9 protein-coding genes and 1 pseudogene are annotated in these 16,167 nt (G+C 34.1%); 8 read left to right on the top strand and 2 right to left on the bottom strand.

All coding sequences use genetic code 11. The features are described from left to right. From AC1DVP_RS01770 to AC1DVP_RS01780, 3 genes are all read left to right on the top strand, one after another. Entirely contained in the window at nt 1-429 is a 429-nt protein-coding gene (locus tag AC1DVP_RS01770) for an META domain-containing protein (RefSeq protein WP_477181839.1), read from the top strand. Nucleotides 430-573: 144 nt separating this feature from the next. Continuing rightward, entirely contained in the window at nt 574-816 is a 243-nt protein-coding gene (locus AC1DVP_RS01775) for a SulP family inorganic anion transporter (RefSeq protein WP_477181840.1), read from the top strand. A 344-nt stretch (nt 817-1,160) separates the two neighbouring features. Continuing rightward, complete coding sequence (locus AC1DVP_RS01780) at nt 1,161-1,337, top strand: histone H1 (protein ID WP_477181841.1); 177 nt, start codon at nt 1,161-1,163, stop codon at nt 1,335-1,337. A gap of 123 nt (nt 1,338-1,460) precedes the next feature. Here AC1DVP_RS01780 and AC1DVP_RS01785 read toward each other — a convergent pair whose 3' ends face one another. Both AC1DVP_RS01785 and AC1DVP_RS01790 read right to left on the bottom strand, forming a co-directional pair. Then, nucleotides 1,461-2,483, bottom strand: coding sequence for an NAD-dependent epimerase/dehydratase family protein (locus AC1DVP_RS01785; protein ID WP_477181842.1), 1,023 nt, complete (start codon nt 2,481-2,483; stop codon nt 1,461-1,463). Nucleotides 2,484-2,545: 62 nt separating this feature from the next. Further along, nucleotides 2,546-3,121 carry a Crp/Fnr family transcriptional regulator gene (locus AC1DVP_RS01790; protein ID WP_477181843.1) on the bottom strand — a complete coding sequence of 192 codons (576 nt, stop codon included), beginning with the start codon at nt 3,119-3,121 and terminating at the stop codon, nt 2,546-2,548. A 152-nt stretch (nt 3,122-3,273) separates the two neighbouring features. On the opposite strand from AC1DVP_RS01790, the pseudogene AC1DVP_RS01795 reads away from it, so the two are divergent. The 5 genes and pseudogenes from AC1DVP_RS01795 to AC1DVP_RS01815 form a co-directional block, all read left to right on the top strand. Then, nucleotides 3,274-3,366, top strand: a pseudogene (locus AC1DVP_RS01795) (histone H1); the annotation flags it as partial. A 763-nt stretch (nt 3,367-4,129) separates the two neighbouring features. Further along, nucleotides 4,130-7,021 (top strand): DUF6055 domain-containing protein, encoded by a 2,892-nt coding sequence (locus AC1DVP_RS01800; RefSeq protein WP_477181844.1) that lies wholly within the window; start codon nt 4,130-4,132, stop codon nt 7,019-7,021. 689 nt (nt 7,022-7,710) lie between these two features. Further along, the gene (locus tag AC1DVP_RS01805; protein ID WP_477181845.1) at nt 7,711-9,117 is read left to right on the top strand and encodes a family 43 glycosylhydrolase; all 1,407 of its coding nucleotides are present in this window, start codon (nt 7,711-7,713) and stop codon (nt 9,115-9,117) included. Between the two features lie 203 nt (nt 9,118-9,320). Further along, on the top strand, nt 9,321-13,013 hold the full coding sequence (locus AC1DVP_RS01810; protein WP_477181846.1) for a two-component regulator propeller domain-containing protein: 3,693 nt from the start codon (nt 9,321-9,323) through the stop codon (nt 13,011-13,013). A 176-nt stretch (nt 13,014-13,189) separates the two neighbouring features. Next, nucleotides 13,190-16,159, top strand: coding sequence for a SusC/RagA family TonB-linked outer membrane protein (locus tag AC1DVP_RS01815; protein WP_477181847.1), 2,970 nt, complete (start codon nt 13,190-13,192; stop codon nt 16,157-16,159). Nucleotides 16,160-16,167: the final 8 nt, after the last annotated feature.

Genomic DNA, 16,167 nt, shown 5'->3' on the forward strand with positions numbered 1-16,167 from the left:
ATGAAACCAAAAAAACATATTGTCTTATTTATGCTGGTACTTTTTTTTGCTTCTTGTTCCTCAACGAGGCAAATGACAAGCGAAAGTCTCTTTAATAATATCTGGGAGTTGGAATACCTTTCGGAGCCCCTGATTGCTTTCGACGGCTTGTTTCCTGACAAAAAACCACAAATTTCATTTAATCCTACTTTAAAAAAAGTAGAAGGAAATGACAGTTGTAATGGTTATTCCGCAGACTATACATTCAGCGGTGACAAAATCTCATTCGGAGATCCGGGCCCAACAACAATGATGTATTGTGGTGAAGGAGAAAAATTCTTTTTAAATACCATAAAAAAAATAAGCAAGTACAACATCGATAAGGAGGGAAAATTAAACTTGATGATCGATGATATTCCTATGATGCGTTTTAGGAAAATAACTCCATAAGGAACATTCAAACAATTTTGGACTTCTGTCTTTAATGGAATAATTTTAATAACCCGATGAAGCGTGCCATTAAAATTATCGAATAATTTGGTTTAGACACGACTTTCCGGCTGGACTTTCCGTTTTCTTTGTTGCATTCCTGTTTTGTCAGGGGATAGATTAGGCATCAGGGGCGTCTCTTTATGCGGGGCTATTACCAATTATTTTCCGTCATCAGTTATTAAGGGAATGTTGGCAGCAATTGGAATTATGCTTATTTTAAAGCAAATTCCTTTAGCTCTCGGTTATGACCAGCCCGACTTTTGGACAAGAGGTTTCTTTAATTTGTTTTCTTTGCAGCATTCATTTGAAAATTTTAGCCAATTAAATCATCATATAACAAAGTGAGCAATTCTTATTACAGTAATTTCCCTGATTATCTTTCTTTTACTCCGGTCAGCCTTTTGCAAAAAAAAAATGAAGGCTATCCCTGTCCCGCTTTTGGTTGTTGTAAGGAATTACAACCAATATTTTTTTAAGAGCTTAGCCCCTGATTTTATGAAACTATTTTCTACTGTAGCAATTGAAAAACGGGCTTATTATTGGATTAATTGCCACTTTAGAGACTTTACTTTGCATTGAAGCCGTCGACAAATTAGACAGGAGCAACCGAATAGTTGCTGGTTAACCGCGAACTCTTCGCTCAAGGTATTGGAAATATGACTTGCGGGCTAATTTAATAAAATATTATTATGAAAGATTTAGTTGCAAAAATCAACGCCGAATTCGAAACATTCAAAACAGAATCTGAGTCTCTTATTGAGAAAGGTGTTAAAGCGGCTGGACTAAGAGCTCGTAAATCGACTTTGGAATTGGAAAAACTTTTAAAAGAGTTTAGAAAAGTTTCTGTTGAAGAATCAAAAAAATAAGATTTCAACTTATAGCCCTTTGGATTTTTCCAGAGGGCTTTTTTTATTGTTCTCTACATCTTCCTTATAAGGCTCAGTCCATTATTACTAGCAGTAAAATGGGACTCCGATTAGCTGATTTTTTTACTGCTTCATCAATAATGGCTTAATTTCAGAAAGATAGCGCAGTGCTTCGGTTACTGCCTGTTCCGGTTTTTTCGGATTAAATCCCAGTTCTGTTCTCGCTTTTGAAATGTCAAAATTTTGTTGCAGCCCTGAAAACATTGCAATATCTTTTCTGGTTAATACTGGAGCTTTTCCATTTAGTCTGGCACTGAATTCCATCATACCCGCAATAGCAAAGAGAATGGATTTTGGAACTGAACGCGGAACTTTCAGTTGTAATTCAGGATACAGCGTATTGGCTAATTTGGTCGTATCTGTAATGGTCATGCACTGTTCATTAGCCAAAATATATCGTTCTCCATTACGTCCTTTTGCCGCTGCCAGATAACAACCTTCTGCCACATCTTTAACATCTATCCAATTCAAGGTGATCTTTGTATCGACGGGAATTTCTTTGTTCAAGATTAATTTCAATATGCCATAAGAAACATTCAACGGAAGAAATGCTTCGCTGCCAATCATTGCTGCCGGCATAACAGCTACCAACTCTATACCTAATTGATCTGCTAATTCAAAAGCTAATTTTTCGCCGTCATTCTTAGAATTGTAGTACATATCACGTCTATCAGGATTATAGCCGTAACTTTCTTTTGTAGGTAATTGGGAATAATTTAATGCAGCAATAGAACTTACATAAACAATTTTTTTAACACCAGCTTCGGCAGCTGCTTCAATGGTGTTGCGTGTTCCTTGCATATTAACATCGTAAATCTCTTTTCTCGGATTCTTTGCCCACAGTTTGAAGGCAGCACCCACTGCATAAAAAGTTTCCACTCCCTGCAAGGCCTTTACAAATGAAGCTTTATCAGTTATATCTGCTTGTACCACTTCGCAATCTATGCCGGCAAAAGGCAATTTATTATTACTATTGCGGACAGCCGCCCTAACCGGGATTCCCTTTTTGATAAGAAATCGAACTAAGTTATTCCCTAAATGCCCATTTGCCCCTGATACCAATGCTAAATTTTTTTGTGTCATCATTATTTTTTTTTATTTGATAACACAAAGATCTTTAAAGGCTATAGGCTTACAGTTAACATTTGTTAGTTAATTATTTTTTTTCGTATGCGGCTTAAACTTTCGGGTTTCATTCCAAGAAAGGAAGCAATCTGGGCGATGGGTACATACTTGAGTATGGAGGGCTGTTGTGCCATGAGTTTACGATACCGCTGCTCAGCGGATAAAACCGCTAATTCTCTTGAGCGATTCTCATTGTAGGCAATGGACTGCTGAAAGATTATTATGCTAAAATCTTTTATTGCAGGGCTTTCGCTTGTTAAGCTGTCCAAATCATCTTTTGTAATTCTCAACAATTCACAGGCTGTTATGCATTCAACTTTCTCATTGGATTTTTGCTGGCTTATAAAGTTGGAATAAGAGGTGAAAAATCCCGGCGGGCAGTTAATATGCGTCGTCACTTCCTCACCCGATTCATTGTAATGGTATAAGCGCAGATAGCCAGAAACAATATAATATAAGTATTTTGGAACTTTATCGTCCTCTTCAATCACACTGTTTTTGGGAAATGATACCGCTTCAAAATATCTTTTGCAAAGCTCAGTGTCTCTATCTGTTAATTTAACTTTAGCTGAAATAAAATATAGCAGTTTTGATATCATATTGCAATCTTTCTTAGTAATCTAGACGGCTATAAAGGTATATATTTTGAGTAAACTATGCCTTGTGAAAATTACAGTCATGAATTATAAACTGGGGTTCAGTGCTTGTTTTCACCCAAAAGATCAACAGCTAGCACTCTATCAAAGAAAATAGAGCATCAGGGACAAGAGCCCGTAAATCAATTTTGGAGCTGGAAAAACTTTTGAAAGAGTTTAGAAAAGTTTCTGTTGAGGAATCAAAAAAAATAAGATTCCAACTTATAGCCCTTTGGATTTTTCCAAAGTTTTTTTTATTGTCCTATACACGGTCTATCTATGAAGCTTAATCATTTACCTTCGGTTCCCAAAAAATCCATTACCAGTTCTTCCTCATTCTGTTCTATGAGCTTACCAAGATAAACCGCTTTTTGCAATCTGAAAAATCCCATATTTGTCTGCTATAAAATTTATAATTGAAGGCAGATCTTTAAGCGGAATTATTTCCTCCGCACATGTTTTTAAACCTTTAAGCTTAATTACTCTTTCTGTGAATTCATGATCCTTGTCTTGAATAATTGACTTTACATTTTTGTTTTTTAATATTGTATAGCCATCAATTATGAAATCAGCAGGATTATTTTTTATTAAAATCCAATCTTCAGTCCAATTAATAAGAAAACCGCTAAAGATATCTTTCTTGTCATCAAATTCTATTGAAATTAATTGTCCAGTTCCTAATATATCACGAAAAAGGAATTTGTGGTAAGTATATACTTTTTGATGAAAAATAATAGATTTAATCTTACTAAAATATTAGAACAAACTCTTCTGATCTCTAGTTGCTTTTAAAGGATATGAGTTTTTTAACTTATTGATTGGTAGTTAGTAAGGGAATAATTTAAAATAGGGATAACTAATATAATTAAGTAAAATAGTATTAAATATGGTTAATATTGTCTTATAAAAACTATAATTTGATATTTATATTTACAAAGAACTTATGTTCTTAACTAAATAATTAGATATACTATGAAAAAACTTTTTTTGCTAGTCGTCCTTTTTCTTTGCAGCTATTTTGCAATTGCTCAGAAAACGCTTTTTACTCCCACAGAATGGAGCGACCCAAATAATGAATTTTATAATAAAGTATCAAACACCAGAAAATATGAATCTACAAATTTTGTAGTTTACTGGGGTGATAAAGTTGGTACCAATCCATCTACCTATTCTGATGCTTCTTTACGGTTTACTCCTAAATCGGTTGCGGATACACTTGAATATACTTTTAAGAGGTATATAACCGATTTGCATTTTGTTAATAATGCTGCCACAACAAATTTAGGAAAGTACAAAATCATTATTATGATGATGAATACTTGGAATTCAACAGATCCTCGATTAGAAGCTTTTGCTCAAGCTAGTTCATTTAGTAATACCATCGGTGCTATGTTTGTACACCCTGAGGCAACTAGAGATGGCGGGGCATTATCTCATGAGTTTGCCCACACGCTACAAATGATGATGCATATTCAGGAAAACCCTGGTAATGGAACTGCATTTACGGGTTATGATTGGGCAGGTCCCTTCTTTGAAGGCCATGCTAATTTTATGCGTGCTCAAGCTTACCCTCAATGGTCAGAGATTGATGGCACTTTAACTCGATGGATACAGACTAGGCACTTTATGTGGTCATCAAATCGACATCATTATACGAATTTTCATCTCATGTATTATGTTCAGGAAAAAGAGGGCTTTGATTTCACAAGAAGAATGTGGGCAGAATCCAAAAATGAAGAACATCCACTGGAAACAATTAAGAGATTAAAAGGCTTTACACAGGAACAACTCGACGATTATCTCTGGGGTTATGCGCAACGTCAACCTGCATTTGACTATCCTATTCAATGGAACTCACAAATAAATACAACCAGTAATTTTGGAATGACAATCAGAAATGTATATAAAAGCATAAAAGATAATATGCCTCGTTATACAAGCAGACAATATACTCTTCTTACAAAAGTAGCGGGTACAACGGATCAATTTTATACAAATAACGACTGGGCTCCACAAGATTATGGAATGAATGTAATTCCGTTATATCCGACATGTGCGGGCACTCAAAAGCAAGTTACTATTAAATTCAAAGGGCATGCAGAGGTAAATCCGACCCAAGCGGGGTGGCGATATGGTTTTGTAACCACTAAATCTGATGGTACAATATCTCGCTACAGTCCCATGTATAATTCAGATGGAGAAGCATCATTTAGTCTTGACACTTCAACTGAATCTAATATTTTCCTAGTAGTGTCTTCTGCACCAAAAGTACACGTAAACTATAATATGGATGAGGGTTATCCGAAACAAAGAAGATATCCTTATGAATTAAAAATTGCTAATGCAACTCCTGAAGGATATCAGCCAGCTGCCGATTTTAGGTCGTTTCTAAAAACAAATGGACATTTGCATTCTAACGGTGGCGGATGGGTATCCAATAATGCTACTGTAGCTTCAACAGTATATGTTGGTCCTTATGCAGTTGTTAGAGGCGGGACTATTTCGGGGAATGCTCGTATAGATGGGTATGCAATGGTTGATGGAGGTACTATTAGCGGTAATACTATTGTCAGAGATAATGCATGTGTGTACAATGCAACTTTATCAAGTAGTGCAATAGTTGAAGGAAATGCCTGGATGGAAGGGGGATCAGTTACAAATACAGCCAATATTAAAGGAAATGCGATGTTATTCGCAGGAGATTTTGGTGGTTCGGTTGTAGTTGGTGGTGATGCTGAAATTGGCAGTTGTTCCACCGCAGGTGTTTATTTGCAGTTTCCGTATTGGAGAAATGGTAGAGCAGATTGTGATGGGAAAGGAGCTACTGACTCTTCTAATATTGACATTAATACAACATTCGCAAATTTTACAGCCACACAAATGGCCCTTACTGCAACACCTACATGTACGAGTAGCTCATATACTCTTTCTACTATCATTTCACCAATTGGTTCAGGAACCGTTTCACCATCTTCGGGCACTTATGCCAGCGGAACAAATGTTACTTTGACTGCAGCTCCTACAACAGGTTATCAGTTTGTAAATTGGACTTCAGGAGCGACTGTTTTAGGAACGACCACATCTATAAATGTTAGTATGACTGCAAACCAAAGCATTACTGCAAATTTCAACTTGATACAGACTGGTGGCACCACCACGCGTATAGAACTTGAAAATTTGTCTGCTGTATCGGGATATTCAAATTTATCAAATGGGATAAGCGGTCTTCCATCCAGCCAATTTTCAGGAGGAAATGGTAAATACAGTGGCGGTAGTGGTGTTCGTGGAAGCGCTACAACATTTAACGGAGCTACAGGCAATTACAATATAAATGTCCCATGGTATGATAAATCAACTGCTTACAGCGGAACTTTTAGACTTGTTATTAAAACGGGTGCTACTATAAAACTGGATCAGTCGTGGAATTGCAATGCAACAAGTGTTGGTTGGTATTTGAAGAATTTCTCTAATGTAGCTGTTGCTAATGGTGACAGTATTGAAATTTATGCAACGCGTGTTAGTTCATCAGATCCTTGTATTTTGGATTACATTGAATTTGTTTCAAATGCAACAAATAAGATCTCTACTTCTAAAGTGGAAGAGAATCTTGACTTTGAATTAAAGGTCTATCCAAATCCAACAGAAGGAAACTTAACCATTTCTTTTATGCAAACTCAAAAAGAAAAAGTAACCATTTTATTGTTCGACATTAATGGACGAAAATTAGATGTTATTACTGATAAGATTTATGACGAAGGCAAAATTGATATCCCATACAACTGCAATTATTTGCTTAAAGGCATTTATTTGTTAAAAATTCAAACAGGAAGAAATATTGTAAACAGGTCATTTATAAAACAATAATTAGTGTTTTGGTTTTGCATTAGGTTATTTAATCAAGCCCGAATAGAAATGTTCGGGCTTTTTTAATGACAGGATTAATTGCTCTGTAGCATCGGTTCTTCCGTAAATGGTGGTTCTGTTGCATTTAAAATATAGCTTTTATCTTTAGATTGAAAAACTTTAAAAATGAACATCAAAGGTCACTGTTATCCAAAATATATAATTCTTCAGGCAGTATATTTCAAATTAAGATTTACATTGAGTTATCGAGACGTTGAGGAGATAATGAAAATAAGAGGTATTCAGGTTGATCATGCGACGATCCAGCGCTGGGTATACAAATTTGCTCCGTTTATTGAGTCACAGATGATGATTGATGAGAAAACACCGAGTTGGCACGAGCTGGAGAATCATGGGAGAACTATGTTTAAATCTATCTGTAAGTTAGCGTCGTAAAATTTTATTCTCAGATTTCTTATGTTTTAAATTGTTAGGTGCGACAGAACCCCATAAATCCAGTCTTTAAATTTTTATTGATATTAAGCAATATTTTAAATTATTACATTCATAAAAATTACTGCCATGACAGACCATGATAGTTATAAACAGGTAATGGTTTAATTTTGAGTTGTTCTTAGTTATACATAAAATTTATTAAGATCTTCTATTGAAAAAGATTCTTTATATTTTGTAAAATTGCTTAAACTCACATGAAACAATTACGACAGATCGTCGCGTTTTCTTTTACCTTATTAATAAGTGCTTTTGTCTATGCACAAACCAAAAAGTATGAAGCTATTTATAGTGGTATAACATGGTTTGATCAAAAGAGTAACCCAGTAAGTGCACATGGGGCTAATATTATTAAAGATAACAGCAAGTTTTATTTGTTTGGGGAGAAACATTTTGATGATAGTCCTGAGTTTGCGGGATTTAACTGTTATTCATCTGATGATCTTTACAACTGGAAATTTGAAAGTCTTGCACTTCCTGTTCAAAAGAAAGGTAAACTTGGTCCAGGTCATGTTGGTGAACGTTCCAAGGTATTAAAATGTCCTAAAACAGGAGAGTATATAATGCTAATGCATGTTGATACTCTCAATTATAAAGATCAGTTTGTAGGATATGCGACAGCAAAAAAGATTACTGGCCCCTATGAATTTAAAGGTCCATTACTTTTTAACGGTAAATCTATTCGAAAATGGGATATGGGGACTTTTCAAGACAACGATGGTTTGGGATACCTTATAATACACAGCGGACTTCTGTATAAATTGAATGATGATTATAAAAGTATTACTGAAGAGGTTGTAGATAATAAATGGTATGGAAGTGAATCACCTGTTATATTTAAAAAAGACAGTGTTTATTTTTGGCTTGCTTCAGATCTTACAAGCTGGGAACGCAATGATAATTTTTATTATACTTCAACTTCACTTAAAGGTCCTTGGATATCACATGGAAAGTTTGCACCCGAGGGCACGCTAACATGGAATTCTCAATGTAGCTTTGTACTTCCAGTTGTTGGAACTAACCAGACTACCTTTCTTTATATGGGTGATAGATGGTCATATCCTTATCAGGCATCGGCAGCTACTTACGTTTGGCAGCCACTAATAGTATCTGGTGAGACAATTTCTTTACCAGATTATAAAGAATCTTGGCAGATTGATATAAAAACGGGTAAAGTAATTTCTTCCGGTTTCAAAATGAAAACTATAGGTCATAAAGATACGTCAATTAAATATGAAGGTTCTTGGGAAAGCAGAGAAAAAGAGCCTGAACAGACAACTTCCAAAATGAAGGGTGATAACTTCTCTCTTTCTTTTAAAGGAAAACAAATAGGATTTTATGGTACCGCAAACCAAGTCGGGGGGTACGCAGATGTTGTTCTTACTGATATTAATGGAAAAGTTATGGCATCGGCGATTATAGATAATTATAGTAAGTATGAAGTCCAATCATTATTGTACCTCAGTCCAATATTAAAAAAAGGTAATTATATTTTAACTGTTACTGTCAGGGGAGTCCACAGTAAATGGAGCGATAAAAGGAAATCGGACTATGGAAGCAGTGATGATTATATATCACTAAATAGTATAATTATAAAAGAATAACGAACTCCCGCTATAACTTACTTATAAATGAAGATGCTTCATGTATTTAAAAAATATTGTATTGCATAATATATGTTTTTTCCATTTTACAGATGCTCCTCTTCATGACTTTTTGGATCAATTGATACCTATTTCAAAATTTAACACACAATTTATGTTCAGATAAACTTGTGATTGTATCCTTGTTGGTTAAAAACAAATAAATGATTACAAGGTTATTTGTACTATGTTTTATTACAGTACAGTCATTTGGACAACAAATAAAGTTTGAGAATTTTACAACAAATCAAGGGCTATCGAATAATTCGGTAATTGATATTGAAAATGATAAAAACGGTGGACTTTGGATTGCTACATGGGATGGATTAAATTATTATGATGGCTATAATTTTAAAATTTTCAAGCACAATTTTAATGACCCCAAAGCAATATCCAGCGATTATATCGCGAAACTAGCAAGGGATAATACTGGCTTTATCTGGCTCATAACTAAAGAAGGTGATGTAAACAGATATATTGGAAATGGTGAATTTGTTAAATTCAAGTTTAAAGACATTCCAAAAAACTTTCAATTTTCTCAAAAGGGAAATATCGTAGTGCAAACAAGTGCTGCTTACTATGAATTTAAAGAAGGAGCCTTTTTTGAGATGCCTTACAGTTCTATAAAAAAAAATGACATTAAAAGTTTGAAAAGCATCTTGTTAAAAAAATATCCTGAACTTATTATCAATGACGTTTTAAGGGATAAAGCAGGAAACATTTGGTATGCTACCCGAAAAAATGGACTGTATATTATTGCTAATGATGCTAATAAAAGCATTCAACATTTGACATCTGATTTATATTTGCCTTATTCGTTTAACAGCAATGAAATAGAAACGCTCCACAAAGATGCTTTCGGGAACATTTGGTTAGGGCAAAAAGATGGTGGCTTAAGTATGGCTTATGCGGGGTCAGAAATGATAAATACAATAGTGCCGCATCCTGTAAAACATCCTAATTTACCAACGGAAACTGTTAGAGCCATTACTAAAGACGCAAATGGAAAGACCTGGCTTGGTTATTACACAAATGGGCTCTATCACTACAATGTAAAAAGTCATTGTTACGAAAAGTATATGATAAATGAAGCAGTTTTAAATCCGGATTGGGAAAGAGTCAGGAGTTTGTTTACGGCGAGTGACGGAACAATCTGGGTGGGAACATATAAAGGAATAATACATATTTCCGGAACTAAATATACTTGTTATGAGGCGGAAAACATCAAAGAACTGCCCAATAACAGATCGTATTCTATTTATGAAGATGAAAATAAACAGCTTTGGATAGGCTGTTGGGGAGGTTTGGCTAAATATAATTTGGCAACTGAAAAATTTGAAAGCTTTAAAGGACAAAAAACGCTTAATAAATACCACATTAGGTGCGTTAAAAAAGATAAACAGAATTTAATTTTAGCCACTGAAAATAATGGCGTTATCATCTTTAATTTAAATACTAATGGTGTAAACCAAATTTCAAAACAGCAGGGGATTTTAGGTAATAGTGTTTATTCTGTCCTGATTGACAAGACTACAGATAATTATTGGATTGCTTCCTTAGGCGGTGTCAGTATTTTTAATAAAAAAAAGGGATTGGTTAAAAATATTGCTGAGGCTGATGGTCTTCCAAGTCATATGGTGTATGGTCTTATCGATAACGGAGATAAGGTTTGGATTAGTACCACTAAAGGAATTGCATCTATTGATAAAAAAACTTTTAAAATCACTTCTTATAATCCAAATCATGGTTGGCAGGCACCGGAATTTTCAGAAGGAGCCTACTATAAGGATAATAAAGGGCTTTTATTTTTTGGTGGGGTAAATGGACTTAATTATTTCAATCCTATCAATATACACTCCAATAATTCTGACGAAAAAATTAAATTAACTGTCGATGGCAACGAAAATTATTTACCTGCAATAGAAAAAAGTTTCACTAATAATGAATTAGAAATTGAAATAATGCCTATTGTATTTCCTAAAGAAAGTAAAGCTGTAATCTATTACAAATTAGAAGGAAGAGATAAAAATTGGATTTTATTGCAAGATGCCAAAAAAATAGAATATGCCAATTTATCTTCAGGAGATTATCATTTTTTGATTAAACAAGGCGAAAATGGAATTGTTAAACCGGTATTTTTTACTCTCCATATCAGTAAAGCATTTTATGAGACTGTTCTGTTTTATATTTTACTATCGGTTATTATTCTAATTAGCAGTATGCTGTTGATTTATCTTAAAAATAAAACTGCTGCAGCGCAGCAAAAATATCTGGTGGCAAAAATACAGGCCCGAACTGCAGTTATTGAAAGTCAGAAAAAAGATTTGCAGGCAATTAATGAAAAACTGGATGAAAAGAACAAAAAAATACTAGAGCAGAAAGAAAAACTTTTAAGGCTTCATAGCGATCTTAAAAACGAAAATTTTGAAATAGAAAAATTCAGGGCATTTATGCTGGCAGAATTTCAAGATCCAATTGCTAAGATTATTAAAATCTCAAGTTCACATAAAAAAGATAACGAAGCAGAGCGGGATTTACTTTTTCAATCAGGTAAACTGGCCGATCTTATTTCGGGATGGAATTATTTAAGTTATGTTAAAGATATTGGTCCTGTAAAAAAATCAGCAATTAATCTGTTTCCTATTTTAAAGAATAGCATTCAAAAATTAAAAAAAGAGCTGCAGCGCAATCAGGTTAACTTAAATTGTGAAATTGACAATTCGCCTAATTTTGTATCCATAGATGTATTGCGATTAAAGTTATTATTGCAGTATTTTTTCAATGATATCAGTAAATATTCTGAAACAGACAGTACTTTAAATATCGAAATTGGGTATGAAAATAATTTTTTAAAAGTCACTGTAGTTTCTGATAGCATAATTTTAAAAAATAATTGGCATAATATTTTACATTACAGTCCTTATTTAAAAGCGCTGCATGTATTATTGGAAGACTTAAAAGGGGAATTTTTTGATAATTCGGATTGGAAATTTAAAAGTACTTTGCAAATTCCTTTAGAATTTGCTTTCGAAAATTTAAAAATGAAAGAAACAATTTCGTGGAAGCATTTTAACAGTCAGGACCAATTATCTTCGGATAAAGAATTGTTTTTAGTTTTTAGCGATCAATCGGATTATACTGCCGCAAATCAGGTATTGGAGAGTAGTAATTATCACTTGCTTTTTGAGAATACAGTGGCTAATTTAAACTCCGCCGTAAAACAGATAAGCTTTTCTGCCTTGGTATTTTATCAAGCAACATTCTCAAAAGAGCTGGTTCATTTTTTAAATTCCAATAGAAAAAATTCAGGTCTGAAAATGCCCCTGATTTATATATCTGAAGATATTAATTATGAACTGCATGAACAATTATTGGAGCTTGGAATAGAAACTCTTATTCAATTGCCTGCCAGTGCTTCGTTTATTTCAAAAAAGATAGCCTCACTGATTGATAAAAATAAAGAAACGCAGCAGGAAAATAAAATGCAGCAAAAAATATTTGAAATTTTAACTGAGGATGATCCTTTGATAACTAATAATGACAAGCTGGTTAAACAAGCTTTGGAAATGATAAAAAAGGAGCTTCAGGACTCATCTTTTAATGTGGAAACACTCGTAGAGCATTTAGGAATTTCGAGGGTAAAATGCTACCGTATATTTAAAGAAACATTAAATCAATCTCCTTCAGATGTAATAACTTCTTTTAGATTACAAAAGGCGGAGATACTATTAAGGACTAAGAAATTAAATGTTTCTGAGATCAGTTTTGAGTGTGGTTATAATGATCCAAAGTATTTTGGGCGCTCTTTCAAGAAATATTTTGGAAAAAGTCCTAAAGAATACAAAGCATTCTCTTAAAATTTTTGTTAGCCCTGTGTTTACATAAAGTTAGTTCAATGTTAGTGAACAAAACACCCCTTTTTTGCCGTTAATTTTATCCTAATTTGAATCTAAAATCCTCTTTTATGAATCAAAATTACCCCACTTAGCAAGGCGCTTAAAATACTTTTGGCGAAACATAAAAAAGTATTTAAATGAAAAAAATTTATGCATTGTTAATTCTTGCCTTAGGATGTATGTCATATTCCTATTCGCAGGTCTCAGTATCAGGAGCTGTAGTTTCTGATACCGAAAAAACACCATTGCCAGGTGTTTCTGTTTATGTAAAAGGAGAGCCAAAAGGATCTGTTACAACAGATTTTGACGGTAATTTTAAAATTAAAGTACAGCAAAACCAGGGTGTTTTAGTTTTTTCTTATTTAGGATTTAAAACAAAAGAAGTTCCTTATTCGGACACTCAAAAATTGACTGTTGCGCTAACTGAAAATGTTAGTACTTTAAATGAAGTAGTAGTGGTAGGTTATGGTTCCCAAAAAAGATCTGATGTAACCGGAGCTATCTCTTCTGTAAAAAGTGAAAATTTTAACAAAGGGGTGGTGGCCAATGCTGGACAGCTGATTCAAGGTAAAGTTGCCGGTGTTAATGTGACAGCCTCAAGCGGAGAACCGGGAGCTTCACAAGATATTATTATTCGAGGAGTTGGAAGTTTGCGTTCAGGAACAACACCTCTTTATGTGGTAGACGGATTTGCCCTTGACAATTCTAGTAATGGTGTTGCTTCAAATCCCCTAAATTTTATTAATCCACAGGATATTGAAAGTATTGAAGTACTTAAAGATGCATCAGCTTCTGCTATTTACGGTTCGAGAGCTGCAAATGGCGTGGTGGTAATAACAACTAAAAAGGGAGCAAAAGGGCAGGCTAAAATAAACCTTTCTATGACTACAGGACTTTCAACAATAGCCAGTAAAGTGGATGTCTTTAGTGCTGATGAATTTAGAAAACAAGTTATTGCGGTAAATGGAAGCTTGAAAGATGGCGGAGCAAATACAGACTGGCAGGATGAATTGACCAGAACCGGCATTTCTAAAAATGTTAATTTATCGATGAGCGGTGGAACGGATAAATCAACGTATGCAGCATCAGTTGGTATAGATAATCAGCAGGGTATTTTGAGTAATAGTGATTTAAAACGCTATTCAGGACGTTTAAATTTAAGTCAAAAAGCACTGAACGATAAGTTTAATGTTGCTTTTAACATGACAGCCTCAAAACTTGAAAATTCAAGACCAGATGCCAGAACTATAGTGGGGAACATGCTGACTATGAACCCGACTGATGCAGTTTATGTTAATGGTGAACCAAATGTTAATTTGAGTAATGATATTTTGAATCCTATAATCAGTCAGAGAATTTATTCTGATGAAACGAATAACAATCGTATTTTGGCGAATATTGCACCATCTTATGAATTCATAAAAGGATTAACTTATAAATTTAATCTTGGTGTAGATTATTCTATGTCTGTAAGAGATATACAGGTTTTGCCATATACATCGGCAACTAACACTACCGTAAGTACTTTGAACAATATTGTCACTACCAATAATAATGTTTTGTACGAAAACACATTAACGTATAATTTTAATGTTAAAGTTCATAGTTTTACAGTTTTAGCAGGCCATTCATATCAGAAAATCCAATTAAATCAAAAGAATTATAGCTTTAAGGGGTTTCCGAATAATGGTGTAGAACCAAAAAATCAAATAGGAGCAGCAACTGAGCTTACAGCCAAATCATCATCCGCTACAGAAAATGAGCTTCAGTCTTTCTTCGGAAGATTAAATTATGGCTATGAAAATAAATATCTGCTTACAGCAACCATCCGTGCCGATGGGTCTACTAAATTTGGCTCAAACAACAGTTATGGATACTTTCCATCTGTAGCATTGGGCTGGAATATAACGAAAGAAGATTTTTTAAAAGACTCTGAAACGGTTAACAATCTTAAGCTAAGAGCGAGCTGGGGGCAGACCGGTTCTCAAGAGATTCCTTCTAAAAAAACCAAAACAAGTTATACAGAAAGTAACAGTGGATATGATACTTATCCATTAGATCCTGCGACTAAAGATTTAGGCGGGTATCCTTATGGTTCAATATATACTCGTTTAGCAAATCCAAATCTTCAATGGGAGGTTTCAACACAAACCAATATAGGTTTAGATTTTAGTTTATTCAATAATAGATTATCGGGTACTGTTGATTATTTTAACAAAATTTCGGATAATATTTTATTAGAAGTAGCACCTGTAGATCCTATTCAGCCTGCATCAACCTATTGGACAAACATTCCGAATATGAAGATCAAAAACAATGGTATCGAAGTTGCGTTAGATTACAGCAGTGACAAGAGCAAAGATTTCTCTTATAGCATTGGTGGAAATATATCTTTTACAAAAAACAAAGTAGAAGACTCACCTTATAAAATATTAACTACAGGAGGAGCTCAAGGAAGCGGACAATCTGGAGCTACTATAAACGGGGTGCTAAATGGACATCCTATTGGTTCTTTTTATATGCTTGACTTTATCGGAATTGGCCCTGATGGTTTAAACCAATTTGCAGATACAAATAAGGACGGTAAGATTCAGGACAATGACCGTATTGTAGCTGGCAGCGCATTACCAGATTATATTTATGCTTTTTATTTGAATTTTAAATATAAGAATTTTGATTTAGGATTGAATTTTAATGGTACTGGCGGCAATAAAATTTACAACCACGTAGCAATGACATCATTCAATAGAGGAAGTTTAGCAAATTCTTTTAACACTACTGACAGAGCTTCACAATATTTAAATGAAGCAACTACTAATTCCAATACAGTTTCCACAAGATATTTAGAAGATGGCAGTTTCTTAAGATTAAATAATGCAGCACTGGGCTATAATTTGAGCCCAAAATTAATTGGACTGGATAATGTAATGGATAACATACGTTTTTCTGTAACAGGACAAAACTTATTTGTAATTACAAAATACAGTGGTTATGATCCTGAAATTAACACAGGAACTTCGGTAAACGAAATTCAGTCTTTTGGAATTGACTACTTCAGTTACCCAAGAAGCAGAACCATTTCACTTGGCTTAAACGCAGCATTTTAATCAAAAAT

It is taken from the genome of Flavobacterium sp. P3_A6 (genome assembly GCF_056403035.1).

Coding starts and splice junctions, on each gene's coding strand:
- AC1DVP_RS01790 (WP_477181843.1), bottom strand. CDS start 3,121: ATGATATCAAAACTGCTATATTTTATTTCAGCTAAAGTTAAATTAACA.
- AC1DVP_RS01810 (WP_477181846.1), top strand. CDS start 9,321: ATGATTACAAGGTTATTTGTACTATGTTTTATTACAGTACAGTCATTT.
- AC1DVP_RS01805 (WP_477181845.1), top strand. CDS start 7,711: ATGAAACAATTACGACAGATCGTCGCGTTTTCTTTTACCTTATTAATA.
- AC1DVP_RS01800 (WP_477181844.1), top strand. CDS start 4,130: ATGAAAAAACTTTTTTTGCTAGTCGTCCTTTTTCTTTGCAGCTATTTT.
- AC1DVP_RS01770 (WP_477181839.1), top strand. CDS start 1: ATGAAACCAAAAAAACATATTGTCTTATTTATGCTGGTACTTTTTTTT.
- AC1DVP_RS01785 (WP_477181842.1), bottom strand. CDS start 2,483: ATGATGACACAAAAAAATTTAGCATTGGTATCAGGGGCAAATGGGCAT.
- AC1DVP_RS01780 (WP_477181841.1), top strand. CDS start 1,161: ATGAAAGATTTAGTTGCAAAAATCAACGCCGAATTCGAAACATTCAAA.
- AC1DVP_RS01815 (WP_477181847.1), top strand. CDS start 13,190: ATGAAAAAAATTTATGCATTGTTAATTCTTGCCTTAGGATGTATGTCA.